The following is a 20,105-nucleotide window of genomic DNA, read 5'->3' on the forward strand; positions in this document are numbered from 1 at the left end:
TTAATACCCCTGGCGTCCGAACTTCAAGCCCACGCCTTGCTGTGCTTGTTTAATTATCCGGAATGCCGACTTTAACTGGCGCCGCATCATTGGGCTGAGTTGTTCAGGGTCAATCGCGTTCTTCGCTTGCGTGGTTCCCCACACTGCTAACTGATGCTGTAACCGCAACTGGGTGAGAAACTGCCAAACATCGAGTAACGACTGATTATCCTGCCGATTAAGTAAGCGGTTACCGCGCAAGGCATTTAGCCGCTGTGGCGTCGCGGCGTCCGTCAGCCCGGCTTCGAGTGCGTACAAACGTGCGATATCGTTAATTACCGCAATGCCATACCGTTTGATATCGATCAGCTCGCCTTGCTCACTGGAGCGAGTACGCAAACGGTTGAAGAGTCCGAGTGGCACTGAAATTTGGTTAACTAGAATAGCAAGATTCGCTATAAACACCGATTGCTGCCCCAGCGCTGCGACCTTCTGTCGATACTCGCGGTAATGACGCCCCGAGCCCATGATCGAACGGCTATCAAAAAAGATTTGGCAATACATTAGGGCTTTTGGTGTTGGACTCTCAGTCCAGCCGCGAAACCGTGCTAACCACTGTTGCTCGGTTCCCCGATATTCAGGGTTACTGGCCATGATATTGCCAGGGCACAACGGAATACCACAGTCGTGCAAGCCTTCACACACAGAGGCAGCCAAGCCAGCAAACCATTGTTCTTGGCTGGCTGTCGGCGCGCTACTGTAGAGTAAGCCATTATCTTGGTCGGAACTCAGCGTTTGATCTTCCCTGCCCTGCGAACCGAAGGCCAACCAATGGTACGCCACCGGCGCAACGCCATAATCTCGTTCATACAGTTGAATGAGTTTACGGGTCATAGTGTCGGTAACCGAGGCCATCAACCGCCCGACCACCGAAGTATCTTTTACTCGGTCGGCAAAGCGTTGCAGATATTCTGGAAGATTTTCCGCCTCGGCAATGAGTTGTTGGCGTGACTCGGCTTTATGCAGTGCGCTGATCAAATACACCGGTTCACTGCGCTGTATTCGCATTAAATCGGTTGCGGTAATCATGCCTACCGGCTGTTCGTTATCATCCACCACGGGCAGGTGATGTACGTTATGCGAAGTCATGGTGGTGAGGGCTTCTAATACCGAACGCCGAGCGTTTACCGCTGCGGGTAACGGCGTCATCACCACATTAACCGCCACCTCGTAGCTCAAGCCCTTAGCGACCACGCGGTTGCGTATGTCGCGGTCGGTCAGAATACCAACAAGGTGATGGTCATCAACCACCAACAGTGATGACACCTGTTGTTCAGACATCAACCTCGCCGCTGCGGCAATGGTGGTTGTGCTGGGAATGCTGACCGGAGCATGTTGCAGTATCTGTTGAATCGGCTGATTGACCCAGTCACTGCCACTCTCTTTGTTGTTCTGCTCAGCCAGTAAACGCTGCCCATGGGCTTGAATAAAATATTGCTCAAAGTCACGGTTAGCTTTGCGTAACCGATCAAAAGCTGCGCCCGATAACACATAGACAATGCCATCCTGTTGCGTTGCAATATGGTTGGTAATCGGCCGACCACTTAACAACGACGGATAGCCGAATAGATCGCCCACCTCTAAACGCTCTAGTAAACGCCCTTGTTGGGAACGTAAATCAAACACTCCCGAGCGGACAATAAAAAGTGCCGGTCGACAGTCGCGTAAAACCTCGTTGGCGTTTTGCTCATTCATGTAAACCGACTGCAATTGGCTAATCGCCCAATCGAGTTCGTCGGCCTTCAGTTGGTCAAAGGGTGGGCATTGTTGCAGAAAGTCTTTCATGATCAGAAATTAGCCGTCCAACCAAAAAAAGAAAAGGCCGCCGCAGAGAAACTGCGGCGGCAAAACGGGAGGTTAATGAGAAGAGGCCGCTCCCGAACCTTTAGGGTAGCGAATCGATTCAACCATTTCTTGGATGTCATCGGGAGCATCGCCAGTTAGCTTATGCACCACAATGGCAACCACAAAGTTAATGATCATACCGAGCGTACCAATACCCTCTGGTGATACACCGAGTATCCAATGCTGCGGATTATTCAACTCTGGGCTAATAAACTTGAAGTAAATGATATAAGCCAGAGTGAAAACAATACCGACAACCATACCCGCGACAGCACCGGCACGGTTCATCCGTTTATGGAAGATGCCCAAGATGATCGCTGGGAAGAAACTCGATGCCGCGAGGCCGAACGCGAAAGCGACCACCTGCGCCACAAAGCCCGGTGGATAAACCCCGAAGTAGCCAGACAACAGGATCGCAATGGCTGCGGCAAAGCGCGCATACATCAGTTCCTGGCGGTCGTTGATATTTGGCATCAAGGTACGTTTTAACAAGTCATGGGATATCGAAGTTGAAATCACCAGTAACAAGCCTGCTGAGGTTGATAGTGCAGCAGCGATACCACCCGCGGCCACTAACGCGACCACCCAAGCTGGTAAGTTAGCAATCTCAGGGTTAGCCAATACCATGATGTCACGATCGATCTTCATCTCGTTGCGTTCATCGCCCGAGTAGAACATCTTGCCGTCACCGTTCTTATCTTGCCACTGGATCAAACCGGTCTTTTCCCAGTTTTTCACCCAACTCGGTGCTTGCTCATGCGACACCCCGGTCATCTCTGGACCGTTAATGGTGTTGAACAGGTTCACTTTAGCAAACGCAGCAATTGCTGGTGCGGTTAAGTACACCACGGCAATAAACACCAACGCCCAAAACGCTGAGCGGCGTGCATCGCGCACTTTAGGCACGGTGAAGAAGCGTACAATCACGTGTGGTAGACCTGCTGTACCCACCATCAAAGCAGCAGTGATAAAGAACACATCCACCATGCTACGAGCGCCCTCGGTATACTCGGTAAAGCCGAGTTCAACCGATAAGCCATCGAGTTTCTGCAATAGGTATTGCCCGGAGCCATCAGCGAGGGTGGCACCAAAGCCCGTTTGTGGGAGCACGTGGCCGGTCATTAACAGCGAGATAAACACGGCTGGAACAATGTAAGCGAATACCAATACACAGTATTGCGCCACCTGGGTGTAGGTAATGCCTTTCATACCGCCGAGTACGGTGTAAAAGAACACAATCACCATGCCAATGATAACGCCGGTCGCGATGTCAACTTCGAGGAAGCGAGAGAACACTACCCCAACGCCGCGCATCTGTCCCGCAATGTAGGTAAAGGAAATAATGATTGCACACAATACGGCAATGATCCGCGCCGCTCGCGAATAATAGCGGTCGCCGACAAAGTCTGGCACGGTAAACTTACCAAATTTACGCAAATATGGTGCCAAACAGAGCGCCAGCAACACATAACCGCCAGTCCACCCCATCAGGTAAACCGAGCCGTCATAGCCCGCGAACGCAACAATCCCTGCCATGGAAATAAATGACGCCGCCGACATCCAGTCCGCGGCAGTCGCCATACCATTTAATACTGGATGAACGCCGCCACTGGCCACGTAGAAGTCGTTGGTTGAGCCGGCACGAGACCAAATCGCAATACCGATATAAAGCGCGAAAGTAAGGCCGACAATGATAAACGTAAGCGTTTGAATATCCATAGCGCCCCCTAGTCTTCGTGCACGTTGTATTTGTTATCGATTTTTTCCATGCCTTTGACATAGACATAAATCAGCACAACAAAGGTGATAATGGAGCCTTGCTGAGCAAACCAAAAGCCCAACTTAAAGCCGAAAAAGGTAATTTGGTTAAGGGCATCTACCAAAAGAATCCCGAACCCGTATGAAACGACAAACCAGACCACCAGCAGTTTAAGCATGAGCCCAAGGTTTTCGCGCCAATACGCCTTGGCATGTTCTGCACTTTGAAATGCCATAAACGTCCCCTCCTGTTAAAAACATGTTATATTTATTGGGTCAATGTCGAATCTAGTCCGCTTTTTATGATCGAGGAATAGGACTTTGGTCGTATAAATATTCAACAGAAGGGAATCGATTAGTATCTCGGCTGTCTTACACTAAGTTGAAGAACGCTAAGGAGAAATTATGCGTGTATTTGTAAAACCGTTATGTGTCGCGTTACTTGCAACCGGTTTAGGAGCTTGTGGAGTGCTCCCCATCAACCACACTCCAGACAACGACGAAGCGACAATCAAAAGTGCTCGCGACAATAAAACCGACCAATTAACCGTGGTTTACGCGGGCTGTTACAAGCAACAGATGGCACCATATATCGCATCCCGCACATTCCCAGCGGGTGAGCAAAACATTATTGCACGTATGGTGTGGAAACATGAGAATAGTCCACGACAGCTAGTCGCTTTTATTCCGTTTCAGTTTACGTTAGAGGGTGGTGCGGAATACACCTTTAAATATCAGCGCGAAGACAAAAAAGTGAAGGTTTGGGTGGCTGACTTTAATACCGACGAAGCAGTGACCGAGCCAGTCGAGACAGAACTTGGCATTTTCGAAGTGGGCAACGACAACACCCGTTGGCGCAATCTGTGTAAGAAGAGTTCGGTGTAATAAAAAAGCCCGCCAAATCTGGCGGGCTTTGAGAACAATGTGTCGTTGTTAAACTTATTCTACATCACTGGGTGAATGCAGCATCCATAGCTCAACAGTATTTTCAACAGCGTTATTTACGACCATATAGTGTTGCTCACGGTCGATAAATAAAATATTCGCGCCAATAACCAAGCAATTGGAATCAGTACTAACATCACACGAACTATCGCGATAGACATTGAGCATCGATTCAGATGCTAAAGACCAAACATAAGATGAGAACTGACGATACTCACCTGTGTCAGCATCCAAGCCGCTCACTAAAAATGCGTCAGGTTGGGCTAATAACTGCAAACCGATTAACACAGACTCAGCGTAAGTGTCAGATAGTGTATCGTACGCATTCGCATAGAAACCTGAATTCGCATATCCACGGAGCCAGTTCTGTTTTTCCCCGGTAATAACGTCATCAGCGGTTACCTGGACGTCCTCTATCTTCGCCGCCCAATCGACGTAAATAACGGTCTTATCGCTAGCCGTAAACGATGACATGACGGTTGATATATGTTTCTGCTGGCCAAACAGCTTTAACCTTTGCGTTCCTGCAGGGTAATCCAATTCCAGCACTTTATTGTCATCGCTCAACATCCATGTACCAGAGACACCCGCAGCAGTATTAAAGTTACCATCATCAGCAAAAGTCACAGTATCTGCATCAGTCGTTACCACACCATTTTCGATACTATGGATAGGAAACACCCACTGACCCGGCAACTGCTCTGGCGTAAATGACTCATAAGACTCATCAACTTTTCGCAAAGCCACGGTAACGGAAGAATTGAATTCTTCCACCACACCCAGTTCTACCGTTTCACCACCGCAATCGAGCGGTCGCGCAATAGCAACATCATTGTCAAACTCTTCCACCACAGTATGGCTTAGATCTTCATCGAGCAGTTTAAATGTCACAGTATTTGGCCGAATATCGCCTAACACAGAGGTATCAGCGCCGCATTTAGCGATAAGGTCCTCGTTATCAGTTACCCCACCCACTTTATATGGCATAGTGAAGCCAATGGTAGGATCAACAAAGGTCACAACCAGATTATTGCTATCCGTTAATTCCCAAGTAATTGGCGTCAGACTCTCATCTTGGACATAGGCATTGAAGAACAACCCAGTATGGTCCTCTTTCAACTGCAATGTCGTCCCGTCTTGCGCATAAGTGGAAGATTTTAACATCGGCAACCCTTTGCGTGAGGCGATAGCCCACGTGTAGGTGCCTACCAAAGCACTTTCATCAATATTCAACGATGCACTTTCTGCTTGCTGAATATCGTCTGCTTTATTCTCTAGTAACTCAGGATCATCATTATTCACCTGTTCGACAAATGCGCTTACCGCGTCATCCGATTCTAGAAAATCTGAAAGCTTATCGTAGTCACTGGGTAGGGTGTAATTAGGGTCGTCGACAATTAACTGGATCACGGCAGCCAAAAGGAACACATCGTCCGGGACTAACGTAGCTTTTTCGTCATTTAGGACCGTTGCATCAGTGATTTCGCCGCCCGCAGCGCGCTCAATAATCTTCGCTTTCGCTGTTGTGACGTGCGTCACGTTGACTTCGTTATTTTCCTCAGCGGACAACACACCGTCATCGCCAGCCATAGCTTGTAAGCTAGATGTTGTATCTAAATAACTAGTGAAGTTAATTGCTTGCTGGTTGTTATCGGCACTACCTGTCGCGTGAACAACAACCAAAGCGTCGGGTGCAACATACTGCACTGGTAACGTAAAATTACCTTCGGCATCTGCTGTTGTGGTGTATTCCTCACCGTCAATTGTTATTACAACAGTAGCGTTTGCAATGGGGCTATCAGTAACCTGACCTTGCAGAGCAACTTCGTTATAAACCGTGATATCCAGTGTTGCAGAAGCACTATCTGACCCATCGGAAATTTCATAGCTGAGACTGTCCGAGCCCAAATAGCCGTCTGTTGACTGGTAACTGATCACATCCCCCGAAACACTCGCTGTTCCATGTTCGGGTTCAGCAGTAATAGCGAGTGCCAACACATCACCATCTGGATCTGAGTCATTGCTTAACACCGCAATCTCAGTCGCCACTGATGATTTTACTCGTGCTGCATCGGCGCCTGCAATTGGCGCTTGATTCATACTGCTCGTGTCGTTCGATGACGCATCATCGCCACCACCACAAGCCACCAGCATTAGCGTCAAAGCTGGCAACACCAACTTCCCTGTCTTGATTAACATTTATATATCCCCTTTATCATAAGAGGGACGTATGTTACCGAAGTTGTGACAGAGTTCAATTTCTTTTTGATGAAATATATTTCAATAAGCTTTTGAGTGCGGCGGGCTTTAATGGTTTGGTCAGAAAGTGCATGCTGGCCTGCCGCGCGGCACGCTTTACCGCATCCTCTTGCATAGCTGTAACTAAGGCGGCTGGCAGCGTGCTCCCCCACAACTTGCGTAATTCGGCAGTAAGCGCAATACCATCGAGTTGCTGCCCTAGTTGGTAATCAATCAATAAGCCATCGGGAGCTGGATGTTGTTTGGCGTAAGCCAGCACATCACTGGCTCGCTGAAAGGTAATCGCTCGGCACTGCCATTTGCTCAGTAACGCCGACATAGCGGATAAGTTTTCTGGGTTATCATCCACGCAAACCATGGTTAGCGGTGACACCAAACTGTCATCAGCGCTAGCTTGTCGTGCTGCCTTCACCAATGCTGCTGAGCCCAAAGGCACTGATACAGAAAAGCAGGAGCCGCGGCCTTCAATAGAATCTACCCGCAATTTACAATTGAGCTGTTCGCTCATTCGCTGAGCCACACTTAGCCCCAAACCAACACCGTCAACGGCTTGATCTTTTATCCGATAAAACGCATCAAATATCTTCGCGCGCTGTTGTTCAGGAATCCCAGGGCCGGTATCCCACACCCCAATTTGTAGCTGACCGGCGCGTTTGCGCACGCCCAAAAGCACCTTACCCTGCGGGGTATACTTGATGGCGTTCGATAGGAAGTTCTGCACAATACGGCGCAAATATGTCGGGTCGGTATACACCGCAGCATCTTGGTAGTGCACGCTAAAACGCAACGAGCGTTGTTCGGCGAGCACTGAATACTCTTGAATCAGTGGCTGCAAAATACTGTTTAAACTCACATGGCGAAACTTCGGCTGCTGTGCGCCCTGCTCCATTTTCGCAATGGATAACAAGGTAGAAAGTAAGTGCTCCGTTGACCCCAACGCCGTATCTAACTTAGCGAGTAACTGCTGGTTTGCTGCACCGGCTTGCTGTTCATCGACCGCCGATAAATATAAGCGCGCAGCGTTTAGGGGTTGCAAAATATCGTGGCTAGCCAAGGCCAAGAAGCGAGTTTTTGAGGCGTTGGCAGCCTCGGCTTCGGCCTTAGCTTTCTGTAATTGCTGTTCGACTTGGCGGCGGCGCTCAATTTCTTCAGTGAGTTCGTTATTTATTTCGCGGATTTTTTGCGAACGCACATCAATCCGATGCTCCAAGTCAATATTCGCCTCTTCCAAGGCTTGCTGGGTTTCTACGTGTTCGGTGATATCGGTAAAGCTGGTAACAAAACCGCCCCGTGGTAGCGGGTTACCGACCATTTCAATCACGCGCCCATCGCCGCGACGGCGAATAAAGCGATGCGGCGACCCCATTTGCATGTAGCGTAAGCGTTTACTCACTAACTCATCAATTTCCCCGGGGCCACATTCACCGCGCTCAGCGTTGTAACGAATTAATGTCGCAATCGGTTGGCCCGGTTGCACCATGCCTTCAGGGTAATCGAACAAGTCTAAGTAGCGACGGTTCCAAGCGACCAAACGCAGGTCGGCATCGACCACACTGATGCCCTGTGCCAAATTTTCCAGCGAGCTAAATAGAATCGATTGCTGAGTTTGCAACGCCTGCGTGGTGTCGTCAAAAAAGTGCACCACTTCTTCGAGGTTTAGCTGCTTGTCACGCAACGCGGCTTGAATGAGCGAACGCGCGGTTGCCGCCCCTAAGACGCCGGCGATGGCGCGTTCAACATAATGAATCAACCCTTTGCTGGCGACCGCCTCAGATAACAACGATTCATCGTCTCTGGCATTGTAATACTGCATGATCTGTTGCGCTCGCTCGCTGCCTAAAAAGGTGCGAAGTAACAGCATCATGTCTGCCACGGTGACTTTATGATGGCGGCTATGGGCGAGTTCCTCCCGCGCCGCACGGGGCTTCACAAATGCGGTGGCTTGTATGCGGTCGACTAAACGCGTTTTTGCCATCATCGACACCAACACAAACACTAGCGCGTTGGCGATGATGGAGATCACCGTACCTTGGGTGATGATGCTGGTGTCGCTTAGCGTTTGCTCTGGATGCGGTAAATAAAGGGGTACCAATACGCTCAATACCCAGCTCACTAAACCTGCGGTTAAGCCTGCATAAACGCCGCGGGCGTGGCCATGACGCCAGTACAAGGCGCCAATAATGGCCGGTAGCAACTGCAAAACTAAGGAAAATGCCAATAAGCCAATACTGACGAGGTTTGTCCGCGCCGCCCAAAAGTAATAACAGGCGAAGGCTAACAGCATGATCAGAGCAATGGCCAAACGCCGCAGCAGCAGTAGCGCTTTACCGTATTCTCGGCGGCGTTCATGCATTGGCCGACGCGACTCGCGTTGCAGCAGAACCGGCATGATCACGTCGTTAGTGATCATGGTGCTGAGAGTGACCGAAGCAATAATCACCATCGCTGTCGCAGCAGAAATACCGCCGATGAAAATTAGCACCGACAGCCAGGTTTGCTCGGCAATAAGCGGTAACCGCAGCGCGAATGTGGAACCGTCGGATGGGCTAGCAAAAAAGTAATTGCCCGCTAACGCAATCGGAATAATTGCCAACGCCGTTAGCGCCAAATACAGCGGAAAGCCCCAACGTGCAGTGTTCAGGTGCTTAACGTCCACGTTATCGACAACCGCAACGTGGAACTGCCTTGGCAAACACAAAATAGCGCCAGCAGCCATAAAGGTTTGCACAATAAAATCAAATTCGCTGAACGACGCCAACGACCACTGTTGGGTTTGCGCGTCGCGCAGATGTTCCCAAACCGCCGCTGCGTTATGCTCGGCCAGTAGCCACCACGCGACAATAGCGGCCAACAGCAACGCCCCGAGCTTAATCATCGACTCTACCGCAATGGCGAGGATCATACCGCTTCGGTATTCAGTGACTTCGACATGGCGAGTGCCAAATAGCATGGCGAATACCGCCATAATAGCGGCGGCACCGAACTCGTTAATGGAAAACGTGTTTAACACACCCGATGACTCGGTTAATACAGCAAAACTGTTGCCCACCGCTTTCAATTGCAAAGCAATATAAGGAACGGTTGCTAGCGTAGCAATGAGGGTAACAAACACCGCTAAGCGGCGGCGCTTACCAAAACGTGAGGAGATAAAATCGGCAATTGAGGTGATGTTCTGTTGTTTGCTCACCGACACCAGCTTTTTCATCACTGGCAGACCGAATAAGAACAATAATGCCGGACCCAAGAGTATGGGAAGGTACGCCCAGCCGTCCACGGCGGCATTCCCTACTGCGCCGTAATAGGTCCAAGAGGTACAGTAGATAGCCAACGACATCGCATAGACAAACGGCCGATAGCTAATGCGGTTAGCCCAAGATCCGACTTTGTCGCCATAACTGGCGACGGTAAACAAAAAGGCAATGTAGGCAAGCGCGGCAAAAACCAGCAACCAACTCATCGTTGCCGCCCAGTTACAGTTGCAGGCGTTCCGCCACCAAGACGGCTTGGGTGCGGCTGTAAACACCTAACTTGCGGAAAATCGCAGTAATGTGCGCTTTTACGGTGGCTTCGGTAATGTTTAACTGAAACGCAATTTGCTTGTTTAACAAGCCTTCATGCAAATAGTGCAGCACTCGATATTGCTGCGGCGTGAGCTCCGCCACTCGCCGGGCCAAATCTTGGTCTTCGTTAGAAACCGCTTCTAACTGCGCCTCGCACTCTTCCGGGGTCCAGGTCTCTCCTTCAAGGATAGCTTGGATAGCTTGCGCAATTTTTGCTGAAGCCAGCGATTTAGGGATAAAACCCATGGCGCCAAAACCAATGCACTTGGCAATCACGCTGGTGTCTTCGCTGCCAGAGATAATCGCTACGGGGAGCAGCGGATAGTCCTCACGAACGCGAATAAGACCGTACAGATCACCGCTGCCGGGCATGTTTAAATCCAGCAGCAGCAAATCCACATCATCGTCTTCGGCTAATGCCGCCAAGGTTTGCTCTAAGTCGCCCGCTTCACGCAGTTTAAGCGAATCAAAATGGTTCGCGAGTGCGCCTTGTAGCGCCTCGCGAAACAACGGGTGATCATCGGCAATTAAAAATTTTGCCATAAGCGCAAGCTAAACCCCTAGGTGGTTGTTCATTAACGGTTTAATCGATTCTCTATTAATGAATCTACCACACCTGGATCGGCAAGCGTAGAGGTATCACCGAGGTTCTCAAACTCGTTCGCGGCAATCTTGCGCAGAATACGGCGCATAATTTTGCCCGAGCGGGTTTTCGGTAGGCCATCGGTCCAGTGAATGAAGTCTGGCGTAGCGATGGGGCTGAGCTCTGAACGGACCCAATCGCGCAGCTCCTTGGTCAATTCATCGTCAATGTCGGTGCCAGAAACTGCCGACACATACACATAAATCCCCTGCCCTTTGATGTCGTGTGGGTAACCCACAACGGCGGCTTCTGCCACGCACTTGTGTGCCACTAACGCGCTCTCAATTTCCGCAGTACCAAGGCGGTGGCCGGAAACGTTTAATACGTCATCAACGCGGCCGGTGATCCAATAATAACCGTCTTCATCGCGGCGTGCTCCGTCACCGGTAAAGTAAACGTTTTTGTAGGCAGAGAAATAAGTTTGCTCAAAACGCTCATGGTCGCCCCAAATGGTACGTGCTTGGCCTGGCCAACTGTCTTTGATAATCAGGTTGCCATCGCAAGCGCCATCAAACTCTTTGCCGTCACTGTCCACTAACGCTGGTTGAATACCGAAGAACGGATGAGTTGCTGAACCCGGTTTTAAATCGGTCGCACCCGGCAACGGCGAGATCATGATGCCGCCAGTTTCGGTCTGCCACCAAGTATCAACAATCGGGCATTGGCCGTTACCAATAGTGCGGTGATACCACTCCCACGCTTCTGGGTTAATCGGTTCACCGACACTCCCCAACAGCCGTAGCGAATCGCGTTTACTGGTTTTGGCCGCGGCATCGCCTTTAGCCATTAACGCGCGAATTGCCGTAGGCGCGGTGTAAAGAATATTCACTTGGTGCTTGTCGACGATTTCGCCTATCCGTCCCACGCCAGGATACGTCGGTACGCCTTCAAACATGAGTGTGGTTGCGCCGTTCGCTAACGGCCCATAAACAATGTACGAGTGCCCCGTAATCCACCCCACATCGGCGGCACACCAGTAGATGTCGTCTTCGTGGTAGTCAAAAATGTATTGGTGGGTCATCGACGTCCACACCATATAACCACCAGTGGTATGCACAATACCTTTAGGTTTACCGGTAGAGCCCGAGGTGTAGAGGATAAATAGCGGATCTTCCGCATTCATCACTTCCGCTTGGCACTCTGTTGGTACATCAGCGACTAACTCATGCCACCAAACGTCGCGGCCCTGTTGCCAATCGACATCACCACCAGTCACGCGACAGACAATGCTGTGTTCCAGGGTCGGGCAACGATCGTCGGCAAGCGCTTTATCGACATTATCTTTTAAGCTAATGGTACCGCCCCCGCGGCGTCCCTCGTCGGCAGTAATAATGGCTTTGGCTTGGCAGTCGTTGATGCGGTCAGTAATAGCATTCGGTGAGAAACCACCAAAGATCACTGAATGCACTGCACCAATGCGGGCGCAAGCAAGCATCGCATAAGCCGCTTCTGGTACCATCGGCATGTAGATAGCGACACGGTCGCCTTTACCGACACCCAGCTTTTTCAGGCCATTGGCAAAGCGCGAGACTTCTTTATGCAACTCGCGATAGGTAATATGTTTATCAACGTCGGGCGAATCGCCTTCCCATATAATCGCGGTTTTGTCCGCGCGCTCGGCTAAATGCCGGTCGACACAGTTATAGCAGGCGTTCAAGGTGCCGTCGGCATACCATTGAATGTTCACATGGCCTGGCGCAAACGAGGTTTCCTTCACTCGCGAATAGGGCGTAAACCAGGTAATGCGCTCGCCTTGCTCGGCCCAAAAGCTCTCAGGATCTTTAACAGAGGCTTGATACATAGATTGGTAGCGCGCTGCGTCAATAAAGGCGCGCGCTTTTGTCTGTTCGGGCACAGGATAAACTTGTTGCGACATTCTCACTTCCTCCTTTGCGCAAGATGCTTATTGTTGTACGTATTACACCTTCTGTTCACTATTAGACCATAGTCTAGATTGATTAAAACCACATGATTTCCGACACTTATTGAGATAACCGCTATACTCGTTGTAAGCCTAAGCATTGCGGAACACAAATAACAAAGGAAAACCAAGGGGAACAATAACCATGGTCAATCGCAAATTATCTAAACGCTTTACTCGCTCATTAGTGACCGGTGCCGTTGCTACGGCATTAGCCATGAGCGCAGCGGCAAACGCCGACGATACCGAAATCAAATTCGGGGGTTACGTTAAACTCGATACCATGATTTCTGATTACGCTGACGGCCCTGCACCGTCCAGCGATAACATTGGTCGGCAAATATATATTCCTAGCTTAACGCCCATTGGTGGTGAAGGCGATGACCCAGTTATCGACTTTCATGCACGCCAATCGCGTTTCTTCCTAGATACTAAAACCATGCTAGATAATGGCGAGACGTTGGGCGCCCACATCGAGATGGACTTTATGTTGACGCCACAAGGTGACCAACGGATTTCTAACTCCTACAATCCGCGTTTGCGCCATGCCTATATTACCTACGGTAACTGGTTGTTTGGGCAAACGTGGTCAAACTTCCAAGACACATCAATTTTGGCAGAGTCGGTGGACTTTATCGGTATTACCGACGGTATCGTGTTTAACCGCCAAGCACAGATCCGTTATACCCAAGGCGGCTTTAGCGTTTCTATTGAAACGCCAGAAACGACCGTAACCCCGTATGGTGGCGGCGGCCGTATCACCTCAAGCGACGGTTATATTCCAGACGTGGTGCTGAAATACAAAGGCGCAAAAGAAGATTTAACCTATAGCTTTGCCGCTATTGTGCGTCAGCTGGCATACGACGTATCGCAAACAGGTAATGACGAAACAACTACCGGTTACGGGGTAACCATCGGTTTGAAATACCAATTGGGTATGGATGACTTACGCGTATCTGGCACTACAGGTTCGGGCTTAGGCCGCTACTTAGGTTTAAACACCTTTAATGGTGCAGTGATTGACGGCAACGGTGGATTAGAAGCAATCGATTCAACCGGCGTATCATTGGCATATCGTCACTTCTGGAACGATAAAGTACGTTCAAACTTCGTTTATTCACGCGGCTGGGCAGATAATGATATTGACCTAACCGGCGCGGCGGTAACCGAGTTTACCGAACGTTATGGTGTCAACCTGATGTATTCACCGACCAAAAGCTTAACCTTTGGTGCGGAAATCAGCCAGGCCCACCGCGAAAACGAAGCAGGCATCGGCGGCGACCTAAATCGCCTCCAGCTCATGGCCATGTATAAGTTCTAATAACGTAGCCTGTTGCTATCGCAACAGGTCGGGCTCGATCTAATCCCTGCCGCAATAGCGGCAGGCTACAGCATAGCGGCAGGCTACATCCAGACCGCCGTAGCCTGTTGCTGTGCAACAGGTCAGGCTCGATCTAATCCCTGCCGCAATAGCGGCAGGCTACGGCACAGGTTGCAGATCATCTAACCCCTGCCGCAATAGCGGCAGGCTACAGCATAGCGGCAGGCTACGGTATAGGTTATTCGAAATAATTGCCGAATTGTTGTTGGAGCCAGGTGGTGTCTATGGAGCGCCAGCTGGAAGGGTAAAAGCCGCGTGCTAAACCGCTACGCAATGTTGAATAAGGCCACTCGATGGCATTTTCAATATAGCCATGTTTAACCGGATTAAATAACGTATAAAGCATCAACATATAACGCTCACGATCGTTACGAATGGTGCGTTCAAAATAACTCTTTTGCCATAATCGTCCTGATTTTCGCATTATTCTACTGTCGTTAGCAGTTTTCGCATTGATCGCGTTATGCGCAAATTCGGGTAGCGCTCGAGTAGTAAGTGCTTTAATTTTTGCCCAACGCTGAGGTAACTTTTCATCCTCACAGAAAATCACGCAATGAAAATGGTCGGGGAGCATGCACCATGCTTCAATATCAAACGGATGGGTTTCCATAGTCTGCCGAACGGCCTGCCAGAAAGCCTTTTGCACAGCTGGCTTTAGCAACACGGGTTGGCGTTGAAAGGTGTTAACAGTGAAAAAGTAGTATCCACCTTTTTCAAAGTATCGTCGAACGTTTCGCATCCACCAAATTTAGCCACCAAGCCACACCCCACGAGAAGATACGACATAAACCACCGTAGCCTGTTGCTATTGCAACAGGTCATAGATCATCTAATCCCTGCCGCGATAGCGGCAGGCTACGGCACAGGTTCGGAGAGGAATTTTCCGGATTTGGGGAATCCCTGCCGCAATAGCGGCAGGCTACAGCACAGGTTTGGAGCGGAATTTCCCGGGTTCGGGGAATCCCTGCCGCGATAGCGGCAGGCTACATCGGACCGGCAGGCTACCAGGCTTTTAGGGCGGTGGTGACTTTTTCGAGGTAGGCTTGGGTTTCGCGATAAGGTAAGTCGCTGTGCAGGCGGCTGTATACTTGGTCTGCGGACAGTTTGTTAATCTCCGCGATGGCCGGCCCTATTACGCGTTTGTGTTGTGGGTGAAAAACACTGGCGACGTTACCTGCACCGGTATTATAGGCCGCGATTGCACAATAGCGTCTACTGACCGGATCGGTAATCCCTCGCAAATACACCTGCTCTAGCAATTTAATGTAATTGCCACCATAAATAATATTCTGTTGCGGATTAAACAAAGTATCTACTGCCGGAGCTTGCTGTTTATCAAACACGCGTTGGTTAACATCTAAGCCCGCTGAGTTAGGCACAATTTGCATCAAACCAAAGGCGGGAATAGGTGATTGAGCTAAAGGATTAAAACTCGACTCCGTTTGCATAATAGCCAAAATCAACGCTTCAGATACACCGGTCTGTGCCGCAACATCTTCCACTTCATCACGGAAAGGTTCAGCGCGACGGCTAAAAACTGATACATCCCCTAACCTTAAGGTAATGCGCTTCACCCGCTTTTGACTGGCATCTTTCATTGTGGCAGGTTTATCAACAACGGCAGTCACCTCTTCCGTACTCACCTGAGCAGCTTCGGTGACCTGTTCGACACTCATTTTGGGCGCCCAGCTTGCTAGCAGCGGTTGCTCATCGTTAATCGGCACCGATTTTAGCAAGGGATCTTTTTTGGCCACCTCGGCAACAGAATTCGATGCAAGTTGCTCAAGCACCTTACTCACAACTGCGGAGGTGTCTACATCAACCGCAGGTTCTAGCAGTTCGATACGAATTTCATCATTAGCAAAATCGACAACGGTCTTTTGCTCTAGCTTTTCATCGTAAGCAACATAAGCCGTTTTTGAAGGCAGCTCTGTCGCTGTTCCCCATTGTGCTAACAGTTTGTTTTTATAGGCGTTGTAGTCCGCGACGTAAGCGGCAGCGAAGTCTTGATATTGTTGCCGTTGTTGCTTGGCAAACTCTTCATAACTCTGGCTGTAGCTAGTAAAAGGGCTGCCAAGCAGCCCTACTATTACTAACCCTGCGCCTATGGCTGGGTGTTTCATTGCATCCGCTCCCGGGTTTCGTCCAACGTCGCTTGTGATTTTTCAACCATAAACTGCTGGAACAACTCCGGGTGTTCTGGATCCATCGGGTTGTTAAATAGCCGCTTGACGTTTTCGTCGTAAGCCTCTTTATTGATACCCACTAACACATACATACCACCACTCGGGCTAACCTGGGTGCGGTAAATACGGCTATAAACCAAGTTCATCGCAACGTTGCTTTGAATAACCTGCTCCACTTTGTCGACCGATACTTCGGTATCGGTAGTGGCCTCTTCTTTCACAAACCGCGAATATTCAGAAGCAATAGTCTGAGCAAAGTTTTGCGCCAGACGATTACGCGCTTCCTGGGCGGCGATGTCTTTCATAACTCCCACGCCCGACTGCTTAGGTTTAGAGTAGCCTACCGCTTGCATGAATACGTCATTCACCGGTTGGTCGCAGACCCAAGTAGGAGCAACTTTCTCCGGCGCGTCAGGAAAGGTACAAGATGCGTATTCGAGAGACGTACGTCCACCGTTACTGGCACAGCCTGCTAGAATTAACAGGCTGACCGCTGAAATTAATCGGAATTTTTTCATAGTTTGATTCCTGGCCAGCACACGCCAAGCCATCCTTCTTTCTGGTTGCCACAACGGCTGTGAACAAGACGAACCACGTTGCCTAAACGAATTTGGTCGCGTACTTCAGGCTCATCAACTAAGACATAACCATAGTCCATGCCAATATCCGCGGTAAAGGTACCGTTACCAATTGCTACAGGCTCAAGCGTTTTTGCGCCTGTAATCGGGTGTACACGTTCTTCCATACGGTAGAACGTCACTTCTGCATCTTCACGGGCGCCTTTACGTGAGCCTAAATTAACGCGGAACAAGCTAGTACCACTGTCTTCGGTGAGATCTCGGCGCGCAATTACATAAAAGTTAGGCGCAATAGAGGTAAGCAACTCGTGAAGGTTGGCATCAATAGCATTGCGCGTGGCTGATTGCTTCAGACCGTCAATCTCGCCAGCAGAAACCGGGCAACTACTATTGCTGGTTTCACGTTCAAAACTGCTTGCACCGTCATAAACATAGGTACCAACCGGTGTCATATCCGGTAATTTATAGGCACGAACATTAATGTTGGCGTGGCCGTTGTATTCACATTTAGGTGGCACCACGTGGCGGTCACCGTCATCGTCGTACCACACCGAGCGCTCGGTAAACTCACGGTTAAAGTCGGTGCCTGAGATTTTGGCAAACAGTGCGATGTCGGCGGCAGCGATGCCATCAGTGTTATAACGGCCCGAAAGCTCTGCAGCGCGCAATTCATCTTGCATTTTTGTAGCGAGATCGCGTTCAATAACACGGTTACCTGCGCCTAACAAGGCCCCTTCAAACTGGTCATAGGCAATTTCGCCAATTTTCGCGTCGATATCAGAGCCGGTTTCTACAGGCAACACCACAACGCTCATACCCTCGCCAGATAGCTGTTGGGCCGACGGCATAATGGTGGCTTTTGGCAGGTTCACTTCCTGTGATTTGGCGACTTGGTGGCCTCCTGTTGACATGCATCCGCCAATCAACATTGCTGAAAGCCCCATACCAATGAGCGTATTGAGTTTTCGTTTAGTCATTTTTTTGTCCTTAGTTTGCTTTACATCTGCTCGTTACGATGAGTACCCCACCGTAAGCCACAGACCTTGGTTTTCTAGTTGTTTAATTAACTGCTCGGTCGCTCCCTGATGAGCGGTTTGCTGACTAGTAACAGAACTGGCTTGCGCTTTTAGCGTTTTAGCTGCAGCACCCTGACCCGCCTGTTCTACTTCAACATTCAATGTTTGAATACTGACGTGTTTACCAAACATTTGCTGTTGCTGTTCTTGCAGGGTAAACGCCACTGTGTTTTGGCATTGGCTGCGGCAAAGCTTCACCCCGTGATTAATGAGTTGCTGCTCCAGTGCCTGTTGAATAACCGCATCATTACCAGATAATTGCACCGTCACACCGTGCTGCTGTTGCAGCTTCATAAGCTTTTCAGTCAGTGAAGGCGCTGGCGATTGCTGAGTTAGCGATGCGTATTGTAGCGCCAAGCGGTCTATCGCCTTAGCTTTTGGCGTCAACTGATACAACTGATAGACATCGGCTAAATTATTCGCGGGCTGTGGCAAGCGGCTTTCGAATATCGCGGTTTTGTGGGCGATTTGTTGTTGCCATTTATGCGCTAAACTGGCGCGATCGAGTTGCAGTAACACTCGCACACTGTCACCCACGTTACGGCTCTGCAGCACACGGAAGTAGCTGAGTTCTACATCATCGCTGTTAGAGGTGATCTGACGGCTAATGTCGTCTGTGCTCACGGTTCCGAGATCTTGGGTATAGCGGTTCATGGTTGAGGCGATAGTTGTGCCTAATTTTGCGGCTAAGGCGGCGAGTGCTTCTTGCCGTGCTTGGTTGATGGTTTTGCCTTCGCCAATTGCGTAAAGGTGGTTACTGTCGTCTGCCGGTGGTTGTTGCCACCAATCCTGAGCGGAAGCACACCCTGCGATCATTAACATCAGCGAAAAAATGGCGTACTTCATAACCCAGTATCTCCAAAATAGGCTTGATATTCATACCGCGTCAGTAACATTTCTGCGGCACTTTCAATGCCGTATGGACCTACGGCAAAGGTGTTAGGCACAGTATCGCGGCGTAAGTCCGTCAATGCCGCTTGCATGGCTTGTTGGTCACCTAACACATAAGCTTTGTCTAAGCGTGTTACTTGTTGGGTAATCTGCTGATGAGAGTGAGCGGCTTGTTCTGGCATCGCACCATACTCAACCCAACCTAGCTGGCGCTTGAAGAATAAGCCTTGCTTGCCTAACGGCAACTGTTCGTAAAAGAAGGTCAGATTGCCGGTATCAAGGGTAAAATCGCCCATGAAGTCTTCGAGTTGAAACAGTGGTTGAGTTAACAAACTCTTGTCGTCGGCAAAGGGTATCGCCACGGTGAGCGAGGGTGTTAATGCGGTCACGCTGTACATAGATACTCGTGTGCCATCAACGGCAAGGCCTAGTAGGTACTTATTTTGGTGATAGTAACGAAACTCTTGGCCAGCTAATGTAGTGCTGCGCTTTATCAGCTGCGGTGTGCCCAGAAATGACTCTAAGTAGTCGATATTGGCACCCACACGGACTTGGTTTAGCTGTTGCAGTTCAACTTTGTCGGTAAAGTGCGTAATGAAGCCATTGTAGCTATCAACGAGGAGATCGCGGGTATCAACCCACTGACCTAAGGCAATGAGTGGCAAGCTTACAGTAACAATTATTCGCGCGAGTTTGCGCCAAAAGCTCTCTGTCGCGACGGGCTGTTTGGACGCGGTATTGGTCGATATATTATCCATTAAAGTATGCTTTTCTTATTATTCTATTCGCTAAATGCTTACAAAATCTTTACTTAAGAATAAATTAAACCGTCGAGTGCGCAAGCCAAAAACTAAGCAACCAAGCTTACCCATTGAAAATAAAGACAAAGTTTTACGTAGCCTGTTGCTGTGCAACAGGTTTGGAGATGGATTAACCCCCTGCGCAGTAGCCTGTTGCTGTGCAACAGGTTCGGAGGTGGACTAATCCCTGCCGCAATAGCGGCAGGCTACGGCCAGACCGGGG

Annotated in this window: 15 protein-coding genes; 2 read left to right on the top strand and 13 right to left on the bottom strand. The window is 49.7% G+C overall.

Features of this window, described 5'->3' with window-relative positions:
- The 3 genes from CWI84_RS06270 to CWI84_RS06280 form a co-directional block, all read right to left on the bottom strand.
- Positions 1-1,824 (bottom strand): DUF294 nucleotidyltransferase-like domain-containing protein, encoded by a 1,824-nt coding sequence (locus CWI84_RS06270; RefSeq protein WP_241968746.1) that lies wholly within the window; start codon positions 1,822-1,824, stop codon positions 1-3.
- A 72-nt stretch (positions 1,825-1,896) separates the two neighbouring features.
- Positions 1,897-3,603 (bottom strand): sodium:solute symporter family protein, encoded by a 1,707-nt coding sequence (locus CWI84_RS06275; RefSeq protein ID WP_126841733.1) that lies wholly within the window; start codon positions 3,601-3,603, stop codon positions 1,897-1,899.
- A gap of 8 nt (positions 3,604-3,611) precedes the next feature.
- Positions 3,612-3,878, bottom strand: a complete 267-nt coding sequence (locus tag CWI84_RS06280; RefSeq protein ID WP_126841734.1) for a DUF4212 domain-containing protein — start codon at positions 3,876-3,878, stop codon at positions 3,612-3,614.
- Positions 3,879-4,047: 169 nt separating this feature from the next.
- On the opposite strand from CWI84_RS06280, the gene CWI84_RS06285 reads away from it, so the two are divergent.
- The gene (locus tag CWI84_RS06285; RefSeq protein ID WP_126841735.1) at positions 4,048-4,527 is read left to right on the top strand and encodes a hypothetical protein; all 480 of its coding nucleotides are present in this window, start codon (positions 4,048-4,050) and stop codon (positions 4,525-4,527) included.
- Positions 4,528-4,581: 54 nt separating this feature from the next.
- On the opposite strand, the gene CWI84_RS06290 is transcribed toward CWI84_RS06285, so the two are convergent.
- The 4 genes from CWI84_RS06290 to acs are packed head-to-tail and all read right to left on the bottom strand — an operon-like array spanning position 4,582 to position 12,925.
- Positions 4,582-6,786 carry an Ig-like domain-containing protein gene (locus CWI84_RS06290; RefSeq protein ID WP_126841736.1) on the bottom strand — a complete coding sequence of 735 codons (2,205 nt, stop codon included), beginning with the start codon at positions 6,784-6,786 and terminating at the stop codon, positions 4,582-4,584.
- Positions 6,787-6,841: 55 nt separating this feature from the next.
- The gene (locus tag CWI84_RS06295) at positions 6,842-10,303 is read right to left on the bottom strand and encodes a hybrid sensor histidine kinase/response regulator (protein ID WP_126841737.1); all 3,462 of its coding nucleotides are present in this window, start codon (positions 10,301-10,303) and stop codon (positions 6,842-6,844) included.
- Positions 10,304-10,316: 13 nt separating this feature from the next.
- Positions 10,317-10,949 (bottom strand): LuxR C-terminal-related transcriptional regulator, encoded by a 633-nt coding sequence (locus tag CWI84_RS06300; RefSeq protein WP_126841738.1) that lies wholly within the window; start codon positions 10,947-10,949, stop codon positions 10,317-10,319.
- Between the two features lie 32 nt (positions 10,950-10,981).
- A complete protein-coding gene (gene acs / locus CWI84_RS06305; protein WP_126841739.1) occupies positions 10,982-12,925 on the bottom strand; it encodes an acetate--CoA ligase in 1,944 nt (647 codons plus the stop codon).
- A gap of 190 nt (positions 12,926-13,115) precedes the next feature.
- Here acs and CWI84_RS06310 point away from each other — a divergent pair, with 190 nt between their 5' ends.
- A complete protein-coding gene (locus CWI84_RS06310) occupies positions 13,116-14,291 on the top strand; it encodes a DcaP family trimeric outer membrane transporter (RefSeq protein ID WP_126841740.1) in 1,176 nt (391 codons plus the stop codon).
- Positions 14,292-14,529: 238 nt separating this feature from the next.
- Here the strand turns inward: CWI84_RS06310 and CWI84_RS06315 are convergent, their stop codons facing one another.
- From CWI84_RS06315 to CWI84_RS06340, 6 genes are all read right to left on the bottom strand, one after another.
- Positions 14,530-15,090: an REP-associated tyrosine transposase gene (locus tag CWI84_RS06315; RefSeq protein ID WP_126841741.1), complete on the bottom strand. Its 561-nt coding sequence runs from the start codon at positions 15,088-15,090 to the stop codon at positions 14,530-14,532.
- 262 nt (positions 15,091-15,352) lie between these two features.
- Entirely contained in the window at positions 15,353-16,474 is a 1,122-nt protein-coding gene (locus tag CWI84_RS06320; RefSeq protein WP_126841742.1) for a transglycosylase SLT domain-containing protein, read from the bottom strand.
- Positions 16,471-17,055 carry an LPP20 family lipoprotein gene (locus CWI84_RS06325; protein WP_157981005.1) on the bottom strand — a complete coding sequence of 195 codons (585 nt, stop codon included), beginning with the start codon at positions 17,053-17,055 and terminating at the stop codon, positions 16,471-16,473. The genes CWI84_RS06320 and CWI84_RS06325 overlap by 4 nt, the downstream gene beginning before the upstream one ends.
- A complete protein-coding gene (locus tag CWI84_RS06330) occupies positions 17,052-18,092 on the bottom strand; it encodes a hypothetical protein (RefSeq protein ID WP_126841744.1) in 1,041 nt (346 codons plus the stop codon). The genes CWI84_RS06325 and CWI84_RS06330 overlap by 4 nt, the downstream gene beginning before the upstream one ends.
- Positions 18,093-18,125: 33 nt before the next feature.
- Complete coding sequence (locus tag CWI84_RS06335) at positions 18,126-19,037, bottom strand: LPP20 family lipoprotein (protein WP_126841745.1); 912 nt, start codon at positions 19,035-19,037, stop codon at positions 18,126-18,128.
- Positions 19,034-19,840: an ETEC_3214 domain-containing protein gene (locus tag CWI84_RS06340; RefSeq protein ID WP_126841746.1), complete on the bottom strand. Its 807-nt coding sequence runs from the start codon at positions 19,838-19,840 to the stop codon at positions 19,034-19,036. The genes CWI84_RS06335 and CWI84_RS06340 overlap by 4 nt, the downstream gene beginning before the upstream one ends.
- Between the last annotated feature and the right edge of the window lie 265 nt (positions 19,841-20,105).

It is taken from the genome of Idiomarina tyrosinivorans, from assembly GCF_003987475.1.
Lineage (GTDB): Bacteria > Pseudomonadota > Gammaproteobacteria > Enterobacterales > Alteromonadaceae > Idiomarina > Idiomarina tyrosinivorans.

What these genes read in the sequence shown, in the direction of transcription:
- CWI84_RS06270 (WP_241968746.1), bottom strand. Translation starts at nt 1,824, where the DNA reads ATGAAAGACTTTCTGCAACAATGCCCACCCTTTGACCAACTGAAGGCC.
- CWI84_RS06275 (WP_126841733.1), bottom strand. Translation starts at nt 3,603, where the DNA reads ATGGATATTCAAACGCTTACGTTTATCATTGTCGGCCTTACTTTCGCG.
- CWI84_RS06280 (WP_126841734.1), bottom strand. Translation starts at nt 3,878, where the DNA reads ATGGCATTTCAAAGTGCAGAACATGCCAAGGCGTATTGGCGCGAAAAC.
- CWI84_RS06285 (WP_126841735.1), top strand. Translation starts at nt 4,048, where the DNA reads ATGCGTGTATTTGTAAAACCGTTATGTGTCGCGTTACTTGCAACCGGT.
- CWI84_RS06290 (WP_126841736.1), bottom strand. Translation starts at nt 6,786, where the DNA reads ATGTTAATCAAGACAGGGAAGTTGGTGTTGCCAGCTTTGACGCTAATG.
- CWI84_RS06295 (WP_126841737.1), bottom strand. Translation starts at nt 10,303, where the DNA reads ATGAGTTGGTTGCTGGTTTTTGCCGCGCTTGCCTACATTGCCTTTTTG.
- CWI84_RS06300 (WP_126841738.1), bottom strand. Translation starts at nt 10,949, where the DNA reads ATGGCAAAATTTTTAATTGCCGATGATCACCCGTTGTTTCGCGAGGCG.
- acs (WP_126841739.1), bottom strand. Translation starts at nt 12,925, where the DNA reads ATGTCGCAACAAGTTTATCCTGTGCCCGAACAGACAAAAGCGCGCGCC.
- CWI84_RS06310 (WP_126841740.1), top strand. Translation starts at nt 13,116, where the DNA reads ATGGTCAATCGCAAATTATCTAAACGCTTTACTCGCTCATTAGTGACC.
- CWI84_RS06315 (WP_126841741.1), bottom strand. Translation starts at nt 15,090, where the DNA reads ATGCGAAACGTTCGACGATACTTTGAAAAAGGTGGATACTACTTTTTC.
- CWI84_RS06320 (WP_126841742.1), bottom strand. Translation starts at nt 16,474, where the DNA reads ATGAAACACCCAGCCATAGGCGCAGGGTTAGTAATAGTAGGGCTGCTT.
- CWI84_RS06325 (WP_157981005.1), bottom strand. Translation starts at nt 17,055, where the DNA reads ATGAAAAAATTCCGATTAATTTCAGCGGTCAGCCTGTTAATTCTAGCA.
- CWI84_RS06330 (WP_126841744.1), bottom strand. Translation starts at nt 18,092, where the DNA reads ATGACTAAACGAAAACTCAATACGCTCATTGGTATGGGGCTTTCAGCA.
- CWI84_RS06335 (WP_126841745.1), bottom strand. Translation starts at nt 19,037, where the DNA reads ATGAAGTACGCCATTTTTTCGCTGATGTTAATGATCGCAGGGTGTGCT.
- CWI84_RS06340 (WP_126841746.1), bottom strand. Translation starts at nt 19,840, where the DNA reads ATGGATAATATATCGACCAATACCGCGTCCAAACAGCCCGTCGCGACA.